Raw genomic sequence first — 20,657 nt, 5'->3', positions numbered from 1 at the left:
GCGATTCGATGTCCGTCACTGCGACTGGCTCTGCCACTGGCCCGGCCGCCCGGCCTGTTCGACCTTGACCGCGACCGTCAGCGTTTCCGCGCCGCCGCCATAGCGGGTGCCGCGCACCGGTGCGGCGCCGAGGTAGTCGAGCCCGATCGCGACACGGGCATGGGCGTCGGTGGTGCAGAGGCCGTTGGCGGCATCGAAGCCGACCCAGCCGAGGTCAGGCACGTAGGCTTCCGCCCAGGCATGGCCGGCCTGCTGATGAATGGTGCCGTCGGAGCGCAGGAAGTGACCGGAGACGAAGCGTGCCGGAACGCCGCCGGAGCGCGCGCAGGCGATGAAGACGTGGGCGTAGTCCTGGCAGACGCCGCGCTTGAGCGCGAAAGCTTCCGCCGCCGAGGTGCCTGAATTAGTGGGGTCCTCGTCGAACGTCATGTGCTCGTTGATCTGCACCATCAGCGCATGCAGGAAGCCAAGCACGTCGCCGTCGGACTCCGAGCGCATCTCGCGGGCGAAAGTCGCCATCGCCGGATTGACTTCGGTGAGCGCGGTCTGGCGCAGGAACAGGCCAGGAGGAAAGCGCTCATCGGTGCCGCGCAGCACGCCGCCGGTGTCGTGGGTTTCGATCAGGCCTCCGACATGGATGGTGAGGTCGACGATCGGCCCGTGCGTCAATACATGCGTGACGTTGCCGAACGCGTCCTGATGCATGTCGAGCCGGGAATCGGTGGAAACGTCGATCTGCCACTCGGCGACATACTGTCCGTCATGGCTGCCGGGCGTCATGCGCAAGATCTGGATCACGCCCGAAGCGGGCGGCTCGTAGCGATAGCTGGTGGAATGGGCAATTCGCAGGCGCATGGCGGAACCAGGTTCGGATCGTCATGCCCGGCCTTGCGCCGGGCATCCACGTCCTTCAGTTGGCATAGCAAGACGTGGATGGCCGGGACAAGCCCGGCCATGACGGTGTTTTGCTGCGCGCATCCAAAATCTCTAAATCAAATACTGCCTGGTGATGATTTCACCGAGCCGCGCATTATCCGAAATGAATTCCTGGATGAACTCATGGACGCCGTGCTGGAAGATATCGTCCATATGGCTATGTTCAAGCCGGTTGCGGACGCCGCGGGCGTGGCGCTGGGAGGCGCCCTGGCGGCCATAGGCGACGCCGATCTGGTCGAGGTTGCGCACCAGATTGCTGTAGCAGCTTGCGAGCGAGCGCGGCAGCGTGTCGTTGAGGATCAGGAGGTCGGCGATCAGCCAGGGTTTCAGCGTCTCGCGGTAGACCCAGTGATAGGCGGTGAGTGCCGACACCGAGCGCAGGATCGAGGTCCACTGGTAGTAATCCAGAGGACCGCCGACATGTTCCTCCTCCGGCAGCAGCACGTGATATTTCACATCGAGAATGCGGGCGGTGTTGTCGGCGCGCTCCAGATGCAGGCCGAGGCGCGAGAACCAGTAGGCGTCGTTGCGCAGCATGGTCCGGTAGGCCGAACCATCGAACCGCAATGAAGTCTCTTGTACGAAACGGAGAAACCGCGCCAGCTCCTCACGGCTTGAGGTGCCCTTGCCCCAGACCTCCTGCAATTCGATCCAGGCCGAGTTGATGGTGTCCCACATCTCCGACGTCAGCGCGGTTCGCACCGAGCGCGAATTCAGCCGCGCCGCCTCGATGCAGTTCTTGATCGAGGAGGGATTGGCCGGCGAGAACGCCAGATATTCGACGACGTTCTGCTCGGTGGCTTCCTGATAGGTCTCGTAGAAACTCGCGCTGACGCCGGCGGTCAGGAGCGCCGATTCCCACTCATTGGTTTTGCCGATATAGGCGGCGGGCAGGGCTGTGACGCGCAAGGTCGCATCGATGGTGCGCGCGATATATTCGGCCCGCTCGACGTAGCGGGCCAGCCAGTACAGGTTTTCGGCAGTGCGCGACAGCATACGAAAATTTCGCTCTCTATTCGTCCAGTATCCAGGTGTCCTTGGTTCCGCCGCCCTGGCTCGAATTGACCACCAGCGAGCCCTCCTTCAGCGCCACCCGCGTCAGGCCGCCCGGCACGATGGTGACGTGCTGGCTCCCCGTCAGCACGAACGGCCTGAGATCGACATGGCGCGGCGCGAGGCCCGACGCTGTGCAGGTCGGGCAGGTCGACAGCGCCAGCGTCGGCTGGGCGATAAAGCCCTCGGGCTCGCGCTTGAGCTTGTCACGGAACGCCTCGATCGTCGCCTTTGTCGCGGCGGGGCCGATCAGCATGCCGTAGCCGCCGGAGCCGTGGACTTCCTTCACTACGAGGTCACCGAGATTGTCGAGCACGTAGGCCAGATCCTTCGGCTCGCGGCAGCGCCAGGTCTGCACATTCTTCAGGATCGGCTCTTCGCCGAGATAGAATTTTACAACCTCGGGCATGTAGGAATAGATCGCCTTGTCGTCGGCGATGCCGGTGCCGACCGCGTTGGCCAGCGTGATGTTGCCGGCCGCATAGGCCGACATCAAGCCGGGCACGCCGAGCGCCGAATCCGGGCGGAAGGTGAGGGGGTCGAGGAAGTCGTCGTCGACGCGGCGGTAGATCACGTCGACGCGTTTCAGGCCCTCGGTGGTGCGCATGAACACCTCGTCGTTCTTGACGACGAGGTCACGGCCCTCGACCAGCTCGATCCCCAATTTGTCTGCGAGGAAGGAGTGTTCGTAATAGGCGGAATTGTAGACGCCGGGCGTCATCAGCGCGACCGTCGGCTCCGCCGAGGCCGAGAGCGGCGCCACCGAGCGCAGCGCCGACAGCAGTTCGTCGGGATATCGTTCCACCGGTGCGACGCGATGGCGGGCGAACAGGTCCGGAAACAGCCGCATCATGATTTCGCGGTTTTCCAGCATGTAGGACACGCCCGAGGGCGTCCGCGCGTTGTCTTCCAGCACGATGAAATTGTCGGCGTCGACCCGGACGATGTCGATTCCGGCGATGTGCACGTAGACGTCGTGCGGCACGCTCTGGCCGTTCATCTCGGGTCGGAACACCGGATTCTGGAAGATCAGGTCGTCGGGAATGATGTTGGCGCGCAGGATGTCGCGGCCATGATAGATGTCGCGCAGGAACATGTTGAGCGCGCGGACCCGCTGCTTCAGGCCCTTTTCCAGCAGCGTCCATTCCTTGGACGATATGATCCGCGGGATCACATCGAAGGGGATCAGCCGTTCCTGGGCTTCGGCGTCGCCATAGACGGCGAAGGTGATGCCGATCCGGCGGAACAGCAGTTCCGCTTCCTGGCGGCGATATTCGAGGGCGTCGGGAGGCGTCTCCTTCAGCCAGCGGGAGAGCTCCCGATAGGCCGGGCGGAGGTCGCCGCCGGGGCCATTCATTTCATCGAACGCTACTGCCATAAATCCTGACTATCCCCCAAGTCATTCGACACAGTGCATGACCTGAAGGGATGGTAGCAAGGCTCGGGCCAGCGCGATATGCATTGGCTTGCGGCATTTGGTATGGGTAGCCCAGCCGCGCTGCCCTAAAAAAAGGCTGCCGGGTGCTTATTTCGGCAGCAAACCCCCGTGACTTCAATGCGTTGCTTGCGCAAAAGTACGGGGACAGGTGGGGAGAAGTCATGAGCGAGATCGTCACGGCGGGTATTCTGGTCATTGGCGACGAGATCCTGTCCGGCCGGACCAAGGACAAGAACATCGGCTTCATCGCCGAATACCTGACCAATATCGGGATCGACCTCAAGGAGGTCCGCGTCGTCGCCGACGAGGAGACGGACATCGTCAATGCCCTTAATGCACTGCGGAATCGATATACCTACGTCTTTACCACCGGCGGCATCGGGCCGACCCATGACGACATTACCGCCGACAGCGTCGCCAAGGCATTTGGTGTCGGCATCGACCATCACCCGGAGGTGGTGGCGCGGTTCCGCGAGCGCTGGAGCGAGCAGGATTTGAACGAGGCGCGGCTGCGCATGGCGCGCGTTCCCGACGGCGCCGAACTGATCCAGAGCGCGACCATCCTGGCGCCCGGCTTCAAGCTCGGCAATGTCATCGTGATGGCCGGCATCCCCTCGATCATGCAGGCGATGATGGACATCGTCGCGCCCAAGCTGAAATCGGGCGTGCGGATGCTCTCGGACTCGGTCCGCGCCAATGCCCGGGAAGGCGACATCGGCGGGCCGCTGCGCGAGATCGCCAACGCCCATCCCGACACCATCATCGGCAGCTATCCGTTCCAGGACGAGGACAAGAAGCCGAACACCAACCTGGTCGTCCGCTCCCGCGATCCCGAAAAGCTCAGCGCCGCGATGGCCGCGGTGAAGGAGATGCTGGCGAACCTGAACATCGCCGCCCGGTAGCGGCGGCGGGTGCTCCAACTTCGAAGTTTCGCAATACGGAGAACAAAGTGACAGATCGTTCTGGAGCGGGCTCATGACAGCGCCGCCGGAGAAAGCCTTTCCGGTCTCCTGGGACCAGTTTCACCGGGATTGCCGGGCGTTGACCTGGCGGCTCAACGAGGTCGGGCCGTTTCATGCCATCATCGCGATTACCCGCGGTGGGCTGGTGCCGGCGGCCATCGTGGCGCGCGAACTCGGCATTCGCATCATCGATACCGTCTGCATTGCTAGCTACGACCACACCCGGCAGGGTGACCTGAACGTGCTCAAGGGCGTTTCGACCGAGGTGGCAAAACTCGGTGGCGGCACCGGCAAGGGGCTGTTGATTGTCGACGACCTCGTCGACACCGGCAAGACAGGGCGGCTGGTGCGTTCGATGATGCCGGACGCGCATTTCGCGGCCGTCTATGCCAAGCCGCAGGGCAAGCCGCTGGTCGATACGTTCATTACCGAAGTGTCGCAGGACACCTGGATCCACTTTCCCTGGGATACTGCGCTGTCGTTCCAGCCGCCGATCCGTCCGTGACGGCGGGGTGATCTTTCTTGCCTCGCCCCGCTTGCGGGGAGAGGTCGGATTGCGAAGCAATCCGGGTGAGGGGGACTCTCCGCGCGGTCGGTGTTCGTGGCGGCAGCCCCTCACCCCGACCCTCCCCCCGCAAGAGCGGGGCGAGGGAGCAGGTTAAGCGCATGCCCCTCCAAAACCGCGTCACACCCACGGGCGACATCATCGCCACCCCGCATCGCGGGATGTTCACCGGCAATCGCGGCATCATCCACGATCCCGCGACAAAAACCTTGCTGAAAAAGCGCTGGTCGAGCCCGGCGTGGATCACCTGCGTCTGTGAATTCCGGGGCTGGCGGCGCAAGGTGATGGGCGGGCGGAGCTGGACCGAGCTGTTCTTCCTCGATGAGGCGACCGCATTCGCGGCCGGCCATCGTCCCTGTTTCTTTTGTCGCCGCGACGACGCCAAGCGGTTTCGGGCGGCGTGGGAAGCGGGCAATGGCGTTGCGGACATTCGCGCGCGGGAGATGGATAGCGTGTTGCATCGCGAACGGCTGGAGCGCGGGAAGAAGCGGCTGCATCCGTTACCGATGCCGGTGGCGCAGTTGCCTGATGGCGCGATGGTGCAGGCGGGGGCGGAGAGTTTTCTGATACTGCAGGGCAAGACGCTGCAGTGGTCGATGGGTGGTTATCGCAAGGCTGATGGCAAGATCGATGACGCGATGCTGCTGACGCCGCCTCCAACGCTGCGCGCGCTGAGGGCGGGATATCGCCCGGTGCTGCATCCGAGCGCTACGGAGTAGACTCTCACGCCGTCATTGCCTGCGACAAACGCGAAGCGTTTGCGCAAGGGAGCGAAGCGACGAAGCAATCCATACTTTCTTCCTGGCGAGATGGATTGCTTCGCGGAGCCTGTCATCGGGCGCGCATTCGCGCGACCCGTTGGCATGACGGAGCTATCCCAATCGCTCCCGCGCCAGCTTCGCGCCAGCACCCAGCGCCGCCAGCTTTGCTTCCGCGATATCCCGGCGCATCGGCGCCATGCCGCAATTCGTTGTCGCGACGATGTTGCTGCGCGGCACGAATTTCGCGACCTGCTCGATCACCTTCACGACATCCTCGGCGGTCTCCACCGTGTCGCTGGCGACGTCGATCACGCCGGCCTGGACCACCTTGCCGGGCAGCAGCGCCAGCAGATCCAGCGGCACTTTCGAGTTGCGGCACTCGATCGCGACCTGCTGGATCGGGCTTTTCGCGATGGCCGGGAAAATATCCTCGTACTGGCGCCACTCGCTGCCCAGCGTTTCCTTCCAGTCGGTATTGGCCTTGATGCCGTAGCCGTAGCAGATGTGGACGGCGGTGGTGCAGGTCAGGCCTTCGGCGGCGCGCTCGAGCGCCTTGATGCCCCAGTCGGAGACTTCGTCCATGAACACGTTGAAGGCAGGTTCGTCGAACTGGATGACGTCGACGCCGTCGGCCTGCAACGCCTTGGCCTCGTTGTTGAGCAACTCAGCAAAGGCGAACGCCATCTTGACCTTGTCGCCGTAGTATTTGTCGGCGACGGTGTCGGCGATGGTCATCGGGCCGGGCAGGGTGAATTTCAGCTTGCGGGTGGTGTGGGTGCGGGCGACGCGGGCTTCATCGGCATGGACGCGGCCCTTCAGCGTCAAGGGTGCTATCACCTGCGGCACCATCGCCTTGTAGCGGTCTTTGCGGATGCCCATCTCGACCTTGTGGGCGAAATCGATGCCCTCGACCTTCTCCAGAAAGCCGTGGACGAAATGCTGGCGGGCCTGCTCGCCCTCGGTGACGATATCGACGCCGGCATCCTCCTGCAGCTTCACCGCCAGCATGGTGGCGTCGCGCTTGGCGCGGGCGAGCTCGTCGCCTTTCGAGCGCCAGGGGGCCCATAGTGTATTGGGCTCGGCCAGCCATTCCGGCTTCGGCAAAGAGCCTGCGATTGTGGTTGGAAACAGCATGGGGGCCTCCCGTGAGTTCTGATTGAGCGCCTGTCTGCCATGTCTTAAGATCGAGGTACAGAACAACAAAAGTCGCCATCGCGGGGAATATTTCCGCATCGACAGCCAGGGGAGCCATGATCGACCTGCATTACGCGCCAACGCCGAATGGTTGGAAAGTCTCGATCATGCTGGAGGAACTCGGGCTTCCCTACCAGGTCATTCCGGTCAACATCCGCGCCGGCGAGCAGTTCAGGCCGGAATTTCTGGCGATCAGCCCGAATAACCGCATTCCGGCCATCGTGGACCATGAGCCCGCAGATGGGCAGGGGCCGTTTTCGGTGTTCGAGACCGGCGCGATCCTGATCTATCTCGCCGACAAGACCGGACGTTTTCTGCCCACGGAGATGCGGGCGCGGTCCCAGGTGATGCAATGGCTGATGTGGCAGATGAGTGGGCTGGGGCCCATGCTCGGCCAGCACGGCCACTTCGCGCTCTATGCGGCGGAGAAGTTTCCCTACGCGATCGAGCGCTATCGCGACGAGGCGGCGCGACTTTATGGTGTGCTCGACCGGCAGCTCGGCAAGACCGGCGCCTATGTTGCCGGCGACTACTCGATCGCCGACATCGCCTGCTTTCCCTGGACCATGACCCACAAGGCGCAGGGCTTTACGCTCGACGATTACCCGAACGTCAAGCGCTGGTACGCGGAAGTCCGCGCGCGGCCTAAGGTGCAGACGGGGCCGGCGATCGGCAAGTTCGTGAAAGAGCCGTTCGACGAGGAGGCGCGGCGGAATATGTTCGGTGCGCGCGCGAAGGAGATGGCGGGCAAAAGGTAGGCCGCCCGCCACGCCGTCATTGCGAGGAGCGAAGCGACGAAGCAATCCATTCTTTCCCCGGGCGGCGCTATGGATTGCTTCGCTTCGCTCGCAATGACGGTGGAAACAACACGGATCACAAACAACAAGAGGAAACACCCATGCTCGAATTCTTCTTCGACTGCTCCAGTCCCTGGACCTATCTCGCCTTCCACAACATCCAGCCGCTCGCCAAAGAGCTCGGCGTCGAGATCAGTTGGCGGCCGATCCTGGTCGGCGGCATCTTCAACACCGTCAACCCAAGCGTCTATGCCCAGCGCGAGACGCCGGTGCCGTTGAAGGCGCGCTACATGAAGAAGGATCTCGCCGACTGGGCGCGCTCCGCGGGGCTTGCGATCAAGATGCCGCCGACTGTGTTTCCCGTAAACAGCGTCAAGGCGATGCGCGGCTGCATCTGGCTGGGCCAAGAATCTGGCGAGCGCATGGTACCGTTTGCCACCGCGGTGTTCGAGACCTATTGGGGTGGCGACAAGGACATCTCGCAGGACTCGGTGCTGACGGAGGTCTGCAAGAAGGCCGGCGTCGATCATGTCAAATTTTTCGAGGGCATCGGCCAGCAGGCGGTCAAGGATCAGCTCAAGGCCAATACCGACGAGGTGATGGCGCGCGGCGGTTTTGGTTCGCCGACGATCTTTGTCGACAAGACGGATATGTATTTCGGCAACGACCGCATGCCGCTGATCCGCGAAGCGCTGCAGCGCCTGAAAGCGCGGGCCGCCTGATGCCGAAAGCCGTCGTTTGCCGCGAGCTTGGTCCGCCCGAGAGCCTGCGCCTGGAAACGTTTGACGCTGTGCCGCTGGCGCCAGGGCAAGTGCGTGTCGCTATCCGCGCCGCCGGCATTAATTTTCCCGATATTTTGATGGCGGCGGGTGATTATCAGCTCAAGCCGCCGCTGCCGTTCACGCCGGGCGTCGAAGCCGCTGGCGATGTGGTCGAGGTCAACGCGGCCGAAGGCGTTGCGGTTGGTGACCGCGTGATCATCAAGATGCGGCACGGCGCCTATTCCGATCAAGCTATCGCCACGCCTTCGCAACTCGTGCGGTTACCGTCGACATTCGACTATGCCGAGGGCGCGACGTTCCTGGCTGGCCACGGCACGGCCTATCACGCGCTGATCGACCGCGGCCGGCTTCAGCCGGGCGAGGTGTTGCTGGTGCATGGCGCGGGCGGCGGTGTCGGGCTCGCCGCCGTCGAAATCGGTAAGATGCTAGGCGCCACCGTGATCGCGACCGCTTCGAGCGACGAAAAACTTGCGATTGCGAAAGCGAGGGGCGCCGATCATCTCATCCGCTACGACCAGGAGCCGTTCCGCGATGCCGTGAAGCGCATCACCGGCGGGGAGGGCGCGGACGTGGTGTTCGATCCCGTCGGCGGCGAGGTGTTCGAGAACTCGATGCGCTGCATCAACTGGGGTGCACGGCTGCTGGTCATCGGATTCACCGGCGGCATCGGGCTTGCGAAGACCAATCTGCTGATGATCAAGGGCGCCAGCGTGCTCGGCGTCCGCGCCGGCGAAGCGGTGCGGAGAAATCCCGCGCTCGGCGAGGTCAGGATCAAGGCGCTGACGGAATGGGCCGAAGCGGGAAAGGTGCGTCCGAATATCTCGCACCGGTTGCCGCTTGAGGATTACGCCAAGGCGATGCGGCTTCTCATCGATCGAAAGGCGATCGGCCGCGTGGCGTTGACGATGGGATAGTCTCCCGTCATGCCCCGCGAAGGCGGGGCATCCAGTACGCCGCGGCTTTTCGGTTCAAGCACAGATGCCTCTGGAATACTGGATCACCCGCTTTCGCGGGTGCAGCGGAGGGTTTGAAACGCCCCTCCCTCAAGAACGCAATCGTCTGCTCGATCGCGACGCTATTCCGCACCAGCCATGGATGCGATGTGTGAACGACGACTTGATCCACCATCCTGTCGAGCCTGGTGTTCTCCACCGACACCCGCCCATCATGCGGCTTCGGCAGGAATGCCGATGTGATCGGATAGATCGACCGGTCTCCGGCGATGATGCCGACGCAATAATCGACCGGCGGAAACAGCGCTTCGATCGCGGCACCGCGCTGCGTGCCGAGCTGCTGTCCCGCCGGTCCGAAGAAGGTGCGGTAGGCTCCAACATTCTTCAGGCGGTCGGCGATTTCGCTGCCGCTGTTCGGCGTGCCGAGCATGACGACGCGGCCCAGGCGCTTTGGCCGATATCTGGCAATGTAGACCCGCGCCAATAATCCGCCCATGGAATGGCCGACAAAATGGAGGGAGCCATCGATGCCATCGGCAAAGCGCTGGATGGAGGGATGGATGTCCTCCGCCAGCGCTTCGAGCGCCTTGCGGCGGCTCGCGTAATCCTGGTTGAGGGTGGCGAAGCCACAGCCTTCCAGCGCCGTCTGCATCTTTCGAAACGATCGCGCCGTTCTGCTGATGCCATGCAGCAGGACGACGCCGTCTTGCGTCGCGTTGGCCGATGCGGGCCGGTCGCTCACTTATACTCGCGCTCTTGCCACCACGGGAAATAGTCGGGCATGTCGCTCGAAACCTTGTTCTTGAATTCGGCCGGGCGCTTTTCCAGGAACGACACCACGCCTTCCTTGACGTCGTCCGAACGCCCGCGCGCGTAGATGCCGCGGCTGTCGACCTTGTGGGCTTCCATCGGATCGTCGGCGCCCATCATGCGCCACATCATCTGCCGGATCAGCGCCACCGACACCGGCGCGGTCTTGGCGGCAAATTCTTTTGCCAATGCACGCGCGGTCGGCAGCAGATCGTCCGGCGGCACCACCTTGCTGACGAGGCGGCCGGCCAGCGCCTCCTGCGCCGGGAAGACACGGCCCGAATAACACCATTCCAGCGCCTGCGAGATACCGACGATGCGCGGCAGGAACCAGCTCGAAGCGGCCTCGGGCACGATGCCGCGCTGGGAAAACACGAAGCCGAAGCGGGCGGCTTCCGAGGCGATGCGGATGTCCATCGCGAGCTGCATGGTGACGCCGATACCGACGGCGGGGCCGTTCACCGCGGCGATCACCGGCTTCAGGCATTTGAAGATGCGCAGCGTCACCTGGCCGCCGCCGTCGCGCACCATGGGATCGCTGTAGTCGACCGCGCCGCTGGCCAGCCGCTTCACCGGCCCGCGCCGCGCGTCGCGGTCAAAAGTGTTGGCGCCGGACGAGAGGTCGGCGCCGGCGCAGAAGCCGCGCCCCGCGCCGGTCACGATGATGGCGCGGACATTGTCGTCCTTGTCGGCCGCGTCGAAGGCGTCGATCAGTTCCTGCTGCATCGTGCCGTTGAAGGCGTTGAGCTTGTCGGGCCGGTTCAGCGTGATGGTGAGAATCTGATCGTCGACCTCGTACTTGATGGTCTCATACGCCATGGGGGTGCTTTCCTTCCTGTGATCTTTTGTTGATTATTTTTATCTCGTCATTCCGGGGCGCGCCACTCTTGGCGCGAACCCGGAATCTCGATCGGTTTGTCGCAGGAGATTCTCAGGTGCGCAATTGCGCACCATAGTTCGTCGCTGCGCGACGACCCGGAATGACGACAAGAATTATTTCTTCGGCGGCGACGGCCACGGCCGCTGCGGGCCGCGCAGGCCTTCGAACGCCTTGGCCATGCCGAGCACGCCGAGATCGTCGAAGCGGCGGCCGATGATCTGCACGCCGATCGGGAAGCCCTTGCTGTCATAGCCGCCGTTGATCGAGATCGCGGGATTTTCAGACATATTCCAAGGCACGGTATAGGCAATGTGCTCGAACGGCTTGTCCGGATCGTTGATCGGCGCGGCGAACTCGGCCGGGAAGTTCACCACCGGCGACACCGGCGAAATCACATAGTCGAGGTCGTGGAACAGCTTTGCGGCAGCGGCGCGGATTGCCATCGTCGCATTGAATCCCCTGATGACATCGACGCCGGAAAGTCTTGCGCCGGCTTCCGCCCATGTGTGGATGTAAGGCAGCGCCTTGCCGCGTTCCTCGGGCGAAAGTTTTGAGAGATCGTCCCACATCCGCGCCCGAAAGAAATTGTCGATCCCATCGAGCATCTCGCGCGTCAGGATGCCGTCGACTTCGGTGACGACGGCGCCGGCGGACTCGAACGCCTTGGCAGCTTTGACGGCAACGCTTCGCACGTCGCTTTCCAGCGCCTGGCCGGTGCCGGCATCGAGCATCAGGCCGATGCGAACCTTGCGCGGTGACTTGTCGAGTGTCTTCCAGTGAATGCTGCTGTCGGCCGGCAGGCTCATGCCGTCGCGGCGGTCCGGCTTCGACAATACGCACATCATCAGCGCTGCGTCGTCGACGGTACGGGTCATCGGCCCGGCGACACGTCCGACATAGGGCGGATCGACCGGAACGCGCCCAAAACTCGGCTTCAGTGCGACGAGGCCGCACCAGCAGGCCGGCAGCCGCACCGAGCCGCCGATGTCGGTGCCCAGATGCAGCGGGCCGTAACCGGCCGCGCCCGCCGCGCCCGCGCCGGAGGAGGAGCCGCCGGGATTCTTGCTGAGGTCCCAGGGATTGCGGGTGAGGGGATGGAAACTGGAGAGGCCCGACGACAGCATGCCGTAATCAGGCATCGTGGTCTTGGAGAAGATGATCGCGCCGGATTCACGCAACCGCGCGGCGGGCGGCGCATCTTTCTCTGCCGGTATAAGCTTGACACTGGCGGCACCCAGCGGGATCGGCTGGCCCTTGGTGGCGATATTGTCCTTGATGGTGACCGGAATGCCGTCGAGCGTGCCCGCGGGCTCGCCCCTCTGCCAGCGGTCGGTCGAGGCCTTCGCGGCAGCGCGCGCGCCCTCGGGATCGAACAGATAGAGCGCCTTGATGTGCGGCTCCCACGCCGCGACGTGCTCAATCACTTCCTCCAGCACTTCCGATGGCGTGAACTGCTTGGCGCGATAGCCCGCGATCAGGTCGGTGGCGGAAAGGTCATGCAGCGAGGTGACTTCTTCTCGTTCTTCATTGATGGTTTTATGCATGCGAACCTACCGGGAGACGGGTTTCGATGATGCGGGCGAACATGCTGGCGCCGATCGGCAGAATCTTGTCGTCGAGGACGTAGCCGGGATTGTGCACCGGCACCGAGCCGTCATGGCCGATCCAGAAATAGGCGCCGGGCACCAGCTGCATCATGTCGGCGAAATCCTCGCTTCCCATCTTCGGCGTCGAGCGCGTCAACACATTGGCCGGATCGACCACGGTCTTCGCCACGGCCTCGACCACCCTGGACTGTTCCTCCTCGTTGACCAGCACGCTGAAACCATCGCGGATATCGACGGATATTTCGCACTGGAAGGTCGCGGCAATGCCGGCGCTGATCGCGCGCATGCGTTCACGGATCAGCGCGCGCACGCCGTCGTCGAACGCACGCACCGTGCCGCACAGCTTGGCGTCGCCGGGGATTACGTTATAGGCGGAACCCGCGTGAATCTGGGTGATCGACAGCACCGCCGCCTTCAAGGGATCGACGTTGCGGCTGACGATGGTCTGCAGCGCCTGAGCCAGCGTGGTCGCGATCACCACCGCGTCCTTGGAGCGTTCCGGCATCGCGCCATGCGCGCCGTAGCCCTGGATGGTGATGTCGAAGAAATCGGCGCCGGCCATCGCCGGTCCCGGCAGGATCGCGATCTCGCCGTGGTTCAGGTCCGGCGCGTTGTGCAGGCCGTAGACCTCGTCGCAGGGAAATTTCTGGAACAGGCCGTCCTTGATCATGGCGCGGGCGCCGCCAAGGCCTTCCTCGGCGGGCTGGAAGATGAAATGCACGGTGCCGTCGAAATTCTTGGTCTCGGCCAGATAGCGCGCGGTGCCGAGCAGCATCGTGGTGTGGCCGTCATGGCCGCAGCCGTGGAAGCGGCCGGGAATCGTCGAGCGCCATTTCAGGTTGGTGTTCTCTTCCATCGGCAGTGCGTCCATGTCGGCGCGCAAGCCGATGCGCTTGCCGCCATTGCCATTGCCCTTGAGCACGCCGATCACGCCGGTGCCGCCGAGGCCGCGATGCACCTCGATGCCCCATCCCTTCAGCTTCTCCGCGACGATGCCGGACGTGCGCACTTCCTCGAAGCCGACCTCGGGATGGGCGTGCAGATCGCGTCTGATGGCGGTGAGTTCTTCGGCATAGCCGTCGATGCGGTCGATGGTGGGCATGTCTGTTATCCCGTGACTGGAGATGTTGAGCGAGATTGAACGGATGGGGTGAAGGCGGGGCCGTTCGGCTTGATGCGGATGCCCGGACGCAGCCGCGTCCAGGGTAATGTTGCCGTATCGGCCGGCATCGCGCCGGGCGCGGCGCAGATTAAAAGCTTTTCAGCGATCGGTTCGAAATCGGCGCGGAAATGCACCGAGCTCTTGTTGACCAGGATTTTCTGTTCGGTCGGCTCGATGCCGACATAGCGGTACATCGACTGGTCCGCGAGTTGCGCCTTGTAGGAGCCGACGACCACGCGGACGTCGCCGATGCGCAGGCAGGCCGACGGCCCCATATCCATGTCGCGTCCGCGATAATAGGGGCCGGCCGCCACGAATTTGCCGTCGGACAGTTTTTCGACGACGAAAGTTTCCCTGTATGGCGCGTCGCCTGATATGCCCGACTTGCCGCCAAGCGAAAGCGTAACCGTGGCGCCGACGCCGGCCGCATGCGCAGCGCTAGCCGACTCCGGATCGTTGATCACGCCGGTGGCACCGGAGGCCTTGTTGCGCACCAGCGCGCGCAGCATGCCCGTGGTGTCGGAATCGCCGCCGGCGCCGGGATTGTCCTGGGTGTCGGCGATGACGATCGGCTTGCTTGCCGATTTCGCCAGTTCCATCGCGAGGCGCACGCCGTCGTCGGGCGAATAGATGCGGCCGTCGAAATCGTCCTCGTGGCTCTCGACCAGCGCCACCAGTTTGTCGGCTGCGGCATCCGCATCGGCCTGCGTCCGGCCGTAGGCAAACACGCTCGGCCCGCAATCCCTGAAGTCCGCCGCCGGGAAGCCCGGCGCGAACGACAGTGTCGGCACTGCGTCACTCTCCAGGGCCGCAAGATTCTGATAGATGCCCTTGGTCGGCTGGTCGTTGGTGCATTGCCAGGAGATCGGGATCAGGAATGGCAATTGCCGGAACGCTTTTGCAAAACGTGCATTCGTCTTCAGCATCAGCGCCAGGTGTCTTGCACAGGCGCGGCCGGTGTCGGCCATGTCGACGTGGGGATAGGTGCGGTAGGCAATGAGTGCATCGGCATGTTCCATCATCTCGGGCGAGACGTTGGCATGGAGGTCGAGGCTCACGACCAGCGGCAGGTCCTTGCCGATCACCTTGCGCACGCGGGCAAGCGTCTCGCCTTCGCCGTCGTCGTAATGTTCGGTTACCATGGCGCCGTGCAGATCGAGATAGACGGCATCGATGGATCCTGCCGCAGCGATGCCGTCGACCATCTCCTTCATGATGCGTTCGAAGGCATCGTTGGTGACATGCGCCGATGGGACCGCAGCCGCCGAGATCGTCGGGACCAGCTCCCAGCCATTGGCTTCGGCCGCCTCGACGAAGCCGGCAAGGCCGACATTGATGTTGCGCATGACCTTGAGCACGTCGGCGCCGTGCGCCATCGACGGCCAGCCCCCGCCATGGACGAAATCCTCATAGGTCGCCTTGGTTGGCGCGAAGGTGTTGGTCTCGTGCAGAAAGGCGCCAACGGCGATGCGGGTCATTAAGTCTCTCGGTCAATGCTTTTCGTTGGGAGGACGTTAAGCGTGACATCGTGGCAAGCGCAAGCTGCGAAGCAATTCCGTTTTGCATGCCGCGTGGGCGTTAGCAATTGTCTTGGCTCCCGTCATTGCGAGGAGCGAAGCGACGAAGCAATCCATCTATCGGTTATGCCGTGCTATGGATTGCTTCGCTTCGCTCGCAATGACGGGGAGAGGGCGGCGCTACGCCGCTCAACTCAGCGTCGCCAGCAATCCGGCCATCAAACGGCCACGCTCGGCGAGGCTGTCGACCTCGATATGTTCGTTAAGCGTGTGAGCGTCGGCGCCGCGAACACCCAAGCCGTCGAGGGTGGGGATGCCCATCGCGCCCGTAAAATTACCGTCGGAGCCGCCACCGGCGCTGCCATGCGGGAGTTCGACGCCCATTTGCCGGGCCACGTTGCGGGCCTGCTCGTAGAGCGCCATCGTGCCGGCATCCGGTTCCCACACCGGCCGGGTCACACCGCGGGTGACCTTGAACGTGACATCATTGCTGCTCCCGGAAAGCGCGAGCATCCGTTCGACGCCGCGATCGAGGTCGGCCTGTCGCTTGGCCATGCTGAGCGCCTCGCCGGTGCAGGTGGTGGCAACGCAATTGACCCATTGGCCGCCGTGCACGATGCCGACCGAGAAGGTGCAATCTTCGGTCGTCATGCCGTCGATCGTGATAATCTGGCGTGCCATTTCGCGGATCGCGGAACGGCCGGCGGAGAGCGTGGCGCCGGCATGGCTCGGCTTGCCGACCGCTTCGAGATTGAAGCGGGCAATGGCATATCGCCCGGTCACCACGCCGTTGTTCGTGCGGCCGGGCTCCGGCACCAGCACATATTTGTTGCGGGCGGCTTCGGCCTCGATGATGTCGCGGGTCGACGGCGTGCCGACCTCTTCGTCCGGCGTGAACAGCACGGTGATCGGCAGCGGCGTCGTGAACGCGGCGCGGGCCAGTTGCCGGATGGCTTCGAGGGTGAGGTAGTTGCCGCCCTTCATGTCGAAGATGCCCGGGCCGTAGCATTTGTTGCCTTCGCGCCGCCACGCCAGCTTTTCCAGCGTGCCGACGGGATGGACGGTATCGAGATGGCCCGCGATCAGAATACCGGGCTCGCCCTGCTTCGGGTGAGGGAAGCGCGCGCGGACGCAGCCGGCAAACCCCTGCCGTCCGGCGATGCGTTCGATGGTCGCACCCATGATGGCCATTTCGCGCGCCGCAAGATCGAGCATGCGATCGACCGCACGCGAATCCCAGGTGGGGCTTTCGCATTCCACCCAGGCCCGCAAACCCTGCAGCATGGTCTCGGAATCGAAGGGAAGGTTGGCAGGATTCATGATGGGTCCTCCCGGTTAGGCCGGAATGTTTGGTTTCGGTGTGGGCCCTTTACGAGAGGGATCGGCGGCGAATTTGTAAAGGGAAAACATGGCACCTTCGGACCTTCCCGGCGCGAGGCAGGGGCAACGGTAATTCTGGCATCATTCTTGATTGTAGACTTTTGAGGAGGCGCGTTGGCGGAGCTGAACTGGGACTGCAATCCATCCGGCGGCAAGCGTAAGCCGGCCGCGAAAGAACCTGTCCGGAGGGCTGTCCTGATTTCTGCCTGAGCGCCGGCGTCCCCAGTGTCGTCGGGGTCAAAAGGGTGTTGTGAAGCTGAATATCGACCCTATAGTCCGGTGAGAAATTGGGCAGGGGCCTGAACAATAGGCGTTCGGGCGTTAAGACGACAACGGAGACGAAGGAATGAATGCGTTCAGAAAAGCAATTCTTGCTGTGACTTGCGTCGGCAGCCTCGTGGTCGCGGCAGCGCCAGCGCTTGCCCAGACCACGTTGCGCGTCGTCATGCACTCGGATTTGAAGATCCTGGATCCGATCTGGACCACGGCCTATATCGTCCGCAACCACGGCTACATGATCTACGACACGCTGCTCGCGCAGGATGAAAAGGGCGAGATCAAGCCGCAGATGGTGGAGAAGTACGAAGCCGCGGCTGACGGCAAGGGCTACACCTTCACGCTGCGCGAGGGACTGCTATGGCATGACGGGCAACCGGTAACGTCGGAAGATTGCATTGCCTCGATCAAACGCTGGGCCGCGAAGGACTCCCTCGGCCAGAAGATGATGACGTTCGTCGACTCGATGACCGCTGTCGATGCCAAGACTTTCACCATCAAGCTCAAGGAATCGACAGGTCTCGTGCTGCTGGGCCTCTCGAAGCCCTCGTCGAACGTGCCGTTCATGATGCCCAAACGCGTGGCGGAAACGGACCCCAACAAGCAGATCGAGGATTTCACGGGATCCGGCCCCTTCGTCTTCAAGAAGGACGAATGGAGGCCGGGCGACAAGACCGTCTACGTCAAGTTCGACAAGTACAAACCGCGCAGTGAACCGGTGTCCGCCCTGTCCGGCGGCAAGGTCGTCAAGGTCGACCGCGTCGAGTGGCGCGCGATCTCCGACGCGCAGCAGGCCGTTAACGCGCTGTCCAAGGGCGAAATCGATTTAGTCGAGCAGCCGAGCCATGATTTGCTGGGGACGCTGAAAAAGGACCCCAATGTCTCGGTCTTCATCTCGCCGTTCTTGAAGGCGCAATACGTCTTCCGTCCCAACCATATCCACAAGCCGTTCGACAATCCGAAGATTCGCCAGGCGCTCTGGTACGCCTTCAATCAGGAAGACTTCCTGATGGCGACCATCGGTGATGAGCAATACATCAAGGAGTGCAAGGCGCTGTTCATCTGCGGCACGCCGTTTGCGTCGACCAAGGGAATGGATGGACTTCTCACCTCCAACGCCAAGAAGGCGCAGGAGCTTTTGAAGGAAGCCGGCTACGACGGCACCCCTGTCGTGCTGATGCACTCCACCGATCTGAAGGTGCTGACCAACCTTGCGCCGGTGGCGAAATCGCTGATGGAGAAGGCGGGCTTCAAGGTCGACATGCAATCGATGGATTGGCAGACGCTCGTCGCGCGCCGCGCCAAGAAGGATGCTCCCGACGCCGGCGGCTGGAACGCGTTCCTGACCGCCTGGGTCGCCGCCGACGTGATGAACCCGGTCTCGACCGCCTATCTGAACGCGTCCTGCGAGAAGGCGCTGTTCGGCTGGCCATGCGACGCCCAGCTCGAAAAGCTGCGCGACGATTTTGCGCGCGAGGCGGACCCCGCCAAGCAGAAGGCGATTGCGGAGGCCGTGCAGTTGCGCACCATCGAGGTGACGCCCGAGATCCCGGTCGGCGAATATGTGCAGCCGGCTGCGATGCGCAAGAACGTCAAGGGCTTCATCACCGCGCCGGTCCCGGTGTTCTGGAACATCGAAGTCACCAAGTGAGTTGAGCGGCACGGGCGGGGGACATTGTTCTCCGCCCGTGCCGTTCCAGGGTCGAGTTGATCATGTCCATGTATGGCTATCTCCTGCGGCGGCTGCTCGGCACCATTCCCGTGCTGCTGGTCGTTGCGGTCTTTATCTTCCTGATGCTTCGCCTGACGCCGTCGGACCCGGCCGCGATCATCGCCGGCGACAACGCCAACGCCGAACAGGTGGCGCAGATCCGCAGCCAGCTCGGCCTCGACAAGCCGATGATGCAGCAGTTCTTCATCTGGTCGGGCAGGGTGCTGACGGGCGATTTCGGCGAAAGCTTCTTCTTCAAGAAGACGGTCGCCGCGCTGATCGGCGAGCGGATCGAACCGACGCTGTCACTGGCCTTCTTCACGATGCTGATCGCCGTGTGCCTGGCGGTGCCGCTTGGCGTGATGGCGGCGCACTGGCACGGGAGCTGGCTCGACCGCATTGTGATGGGTTTCTCGGTGCTCGGATTTTCGGTGCCGGTGTTCGTGGTCGGTTATCTCCTGATCTATGTGTTTTCGATCTGGCTGAACTGGTTGCCCGTGCAGGGCTATCAGCGCCTTTCCGAAGGCGTGGGCGGCTGGGCCCTGCGGCTGCTGCTGCCCTCGGTGACGCTCTCGGTGATCTATGTGGCGCTGATTGCGCGCATGACCCGCACCAGCGTGCTCGAGGTGCTCTCGGAAGATTACATCCGCACCGCGCGCGCCAAAGGACAGTCCGAGCGAAAGGTATTGTTCCGTCATGCCCTGCGCAACGCGGCCGTGCCCATCGTCACGGTGATCGGCCTCGGTGTGGCGCTGTTGATCGGCGGCGTCGTCGTGACCGAAAGCGTGTTCACGATCCCCGGCCTTGGCCGGCTGACGGTCGACGCGGTGCTGGCGCGCGACTATCCGACGATCCAGGCCGTGATCCTCTTGTTTTCGTTCGTCTACGTCATGATCAACCTGACGGTTGATATGATCTATACCGTGCTCGATCCCAGGATTCGCTACTGATGGTGGACACGACGATCCTCGAACCCGTACTGCCGGCTAGCGAAACCAAGCCGGCTGCGTTTCGCAAATTGCTGCGCAACCCGAGCGTGGTTTTCGGCGCCACAGTCATCGCGATTGTCCTGTTGATGGGGCTGCTGGCGCCCTTGCTCGGCACCATCGACCCGACGGCGATCAATCCGGTGGCGCGCAACAAGGTTCCCGGCGCGGAATTTTCGATGCGGACCGATACCGGCGAGCGCATTCGCATGATTGCCGCCTTCGGCACCGACGGGCTCGGGCGCGACGTCTACAGCCGCGTCGTCTATGGCGCGCGCGTCTCGCTCCTGGTCGGCGTTTCCGTTGCGCTGATCAGCGTCGCCGCCGGCCTGTTCATTGGCTTGCTGGCCGGCTTCTTCCGCATTCTGGATGCCGTGATCATGCGGATCATGGACGGCCTGATGGCGATCCCGGCGATCCTGCTGGCGATCGCCATGGTGTCGCTGTTCCGCTCCAGTGTGTGGACGGTGATTATCGCGATCACCGTTCCGCAGATTCCCGGCGTGGTCCGGCTGGTGCGCTCGATCGTGCTCAGCGTGCGCGAGGAGCCCTATGTCGAGGCCGCGGTCACGCTCGGGACTTCGGTTCCGAAATTGTTGTGGCGGCATGTGCTGCCCAACACGATCGCGCCCATGATCGTGCAGGGCACCTTCATCTGCGCCTCGGCCATTCTCATCGAGGCCATCCTGTCGTTCCTCGGCATCGGCGTGCCGCCGGAGGTGCCGACCTGGGGCAACATCATGGCCGAGGGCCGGCAGGTCTTCAGCCTGTATCCGCACAACATCATCTATCCCGGCGTGTGCCTTGCGTTCACGATCCTTGCCGTCAACGTTCTCGGCGACGGCTTGCGCGATACGCTCGATCCCAAAATGGCGAAGCGGGTGTGA

At 63.3% G+C, this 20,657-nt stretch carries 19 protein-coding genes; 9 read left to right on the top strand and 10 right to left on the bottom strand.

The window, feature by feature from the left end:
• Positions 1-15: 15 nt before the first annotated feature.
• From V1294_RS27545 to V1294_RS27535, 3 genes are all read right to left on the bottom strand, one after another.
• Positions 16-855 carry a transglutaminase family protein gene (locus V1294_RS27545; protein ID WP_334501553.1) on the bottom strand — a complete coding sequence of 280 codons (840 nt, stop codon included), beginning with the start codon at positions 853-855 and terminating at the stop codon, positions 16-18.
• Positions 856-987: 132 nt separating this feature from the next.
• On the bottom strand, positions 988-1,932 hold the full coding sequence (locus tag V1294_RS27540) for an alpha-E domain-containing protein (protein ID WP_108516664.1): 945 nt from the start codon (positions 1,930-1,932) through the stop codon (positions 988-990).
• A 16-nt stretch (positions 1,933-1,948) separates the two neighbouring features.
• Positions 1,949-3,367, bottom strand: coding sequence for a circularly permuted type 2 ATP-grasp protein (locus V1294_RS27535; RefSeq protein WP_108516666.1), 1,419 nt, complete (start codon positions 3,365-3,367; stop codon positions 1,949-1,951).
• 221 nt (positions 3,368-3,588) lie between these two features.
• On the opposite strand from V1294_RS27535, the gene V1294_RS27530 reads away from it, so the two are divergent.
• From V1294_RS27530 to V1294_RS27520, 3 genes are all read left to right on the top strand, one after another.
• Complete coding sequence (locus tag V1294_RS27530) at positions 3,589-4,329, top strand: competence/damage-inducible protein A (protein WP_334501550.1); 741 nt, start codon at positions 3,589-3,591, stop codon at positions 4,327-4,329.
• A 73-nt stretch (positions 4,330-4,402) separates the two neighbouring features.
• A complete protein-coding gene (gene gpt / locus V1294_RS27525) occupies positions 4,403-4,894 on the top strand; it encodes a xanthine phosphoribosyltransferase (protein WP_108516673.1) in 492 nt (163 codons plus the stop codon).
• 161 nt (positions 4,895-5,055) lie between these two features.
• Entirely contained in the window at positions 5,056-5,673 is a 618-nt protein-coding gene (locus V1294_RS27520) for a hypothetical protein (protein WP_334501546.1), read from the top strand.
• A gap of 153 nt (positions 5,674-5,826) precedes the next feature.
• Here the strand turns inward: V1294_RS27520 and V1294_RS27515 are convergent, their stop codons facing one another.
• On the bottom strand, positions 5,827-6,849 hold the full coding sequence (locus V1294_RS27515; protein WP_334501545.1) for a methionine synthase: 1,023 nt from the start codon (positions 6,847-6,849) through the stop codon (positions 5,827-5,829).
• 116 nt (positions 6,850-6,965) lie between these two features.
• Between V1294_RS27515 and V1294_RS27510 the strand changes: the two genes are divergently transcribed.
• The 3 genes from V1294_RS27510 (at position 6,966) to V1294_RS27500 (ending at position 9,402) form a co-directional block, all read left to right on the top strand.
• Positions 6,966-7,667 carry a glutathione S-transferase N-terminal domain-containing protein gene (locus V1294_RS27510; RefSeq protein WP_334501542.1) on the top strand — a complete coding sequence of 234 codons (702 nt, stop codon included), beginning with the start codon at positions 6,966-6,968 and terminating at the stop codon, positions 7,665-7,667.
• Positions 7,668-7,807: 140 nt separating this feature from the next.
• Positions 7,808-8,428, top strand: coding sequence for a 2-hydroxychromene-2-carboxylate isomerase (locus tag V1294_RS27505; RefSeq protein ID WP_334501539.1), 621 nt, complete (start codon positions 7,808-7,810; stop codon positions 8,426-8,428).
• Positions 8,428-9,402 carry an NADPH:quinone oxidoreductase family protein gene (locus V1294_RS27500; protein WP_334501536.1) on the top strand — a complete coding sequence of 325 codons (975 nt, stop codon included), beginning with the start codon at positions 8,428-8,430 and terminating at the stop codon, positions 9,400-9,402. The genes V1294_RS27505 and V1294_RS27500 overlap by 1 nt, the downstream gene beginning before the upstream one ends.
• A gap of 7 nt (positions 9,403-9,409) precedes the next feature.
• On the opposite strand, the gene V1294_RS27495 is transcribed toward V1294_RS27500, so the two are convergent.
• The 6 genes from V1294_RS27495 to V1294_RS27470 form a co-directional block, all read right to left on the bottom strand.
• Entirely contained in the window at positions 9,410-10,183 is a 774-nt protein-coding gene (locus V1294_RS27495; RefSeq protein WP_334501534.1) for an esterase/lipase family protein, read from the bottom strand.
• Complete coding sequence (locus V1294_RS27490) at positions 10,180-11,070, bottom strand: crotonase/enoyl-CoA hydratase family protein (protein WP_334479263.1); 891 nt, start codon at positions 11,068-11,070, stop codon at positions 10,180-10,182. Before V1294_RS27490 ends, V1294_RS27495 begins: the two co-directional genes overlap by 4 nt.
• A 174-nt stretch (positions 11,071-11,244) precedes the next feature.
• The gene (locus tag V1294_RS27485; RefSeq protein ID WP_334501532.1) at positions 11,245-12,675 is read right to left on the bottom strand and encodes an amidase; all 1,431 of its coding nucleotides are present in this window, start codon (positions 12,673-12,675) and stop codon (positions 11,245-11,247) included.
• Positions 12,668-13,840: a M20 aminoacylase family protein gene (locus V1294_RS27480; RefSeq protein WP_334501530.1), complete on the bottom strand. Its 1,173-nt coding sequence runs from the start codon at positions 13,838-13,840 to the stop codon at positions 12,668-12,670. The genes V1294_RS27485 and V1294_RS27480 overlap by 8 nt, the downstream gene beginning before the upstream one ends.
• A gap of 5 nt (positions 13,841-13,845) precedes the next feature.
• Entirely contained in the window at positions 13,846-15,378 is a 1,533-nt protein-coding gene (locus V1294_RS27475) for a M81 family metallopeptidase (protein ID WP_334501528.1), read from the bottom strand.
• 228 nt (positions 15,379-15,606) lie between these two features.
• Positions 15,607-16,737, bottom strand: coding sequence for a M20/M25/M40 family metallo-hydrolase (locus V1294_RS27470; protein ID WP_334501526.1), 1,131 nt, complete (start codon positions 16,735-16,737; stop codon positions 15,607-15,609).
• A 406-nt stretch (positions 16,738-17,143) separates the two neighbouring features.
• Between V1294_RS27470 and V1294_RS27465 the strand changes: the two genes are divergently transcribed.
• From V1294_RS27465 to V1294_RS27455, 3 genes are all read left to right on the top strand, one after another.
• Positions 17,144-18,724, top strand: coding sequence for an ABC transporter substrate-binding protein (locus tag V1294_RS27465; protein WP_334501524.1), 1,581 nt, complete (start codon positions 17,144-17,146; stop codon positions 18,722-18,724).
• 68 nt (positions 18,725-18,792) lie between these two features.
• Entirely contained in the window at positions 18,793-19,734 is a 942-nt protein-coding gene (locus tag V1294_RS27460) for an ABC transporter permease (RefSeq protein WP_334504847.1), read from the top strand.
• Positions 19,734-20,657 carry an ABC transporter permease gene (locus V1294_RS27455; RefSeq protein ID WP_334501522.1) on the top strand — a complete coding sequence of 308 codons (924 nt, stop codon included), beginning with the start codon at positions 19,734-19,736 and terminating at the stop codon, positions 20,655-20,657. The genes V1294_RS27460 and V1294_RS27455 overlap by 1 nt, the downstream gene beginning before the upstream one ends.

Source organism: Bradyrhizobium sp. AZCC 1678, from assembly GCF_036924765.1.
Taxonomy (GTDB): Bacteria; Pseudomonadota; Alphaproteobacteria; order Rhizobiales; family Xanthobacteraceae; genus Bradyrhizobium; species Bradyrhizobium algeriense.
The sequence above is the reverse complement of the archived record's forward strand: the minus strand, read 5'-3'. Positions and strand labels throughout refer to the sequence as shown.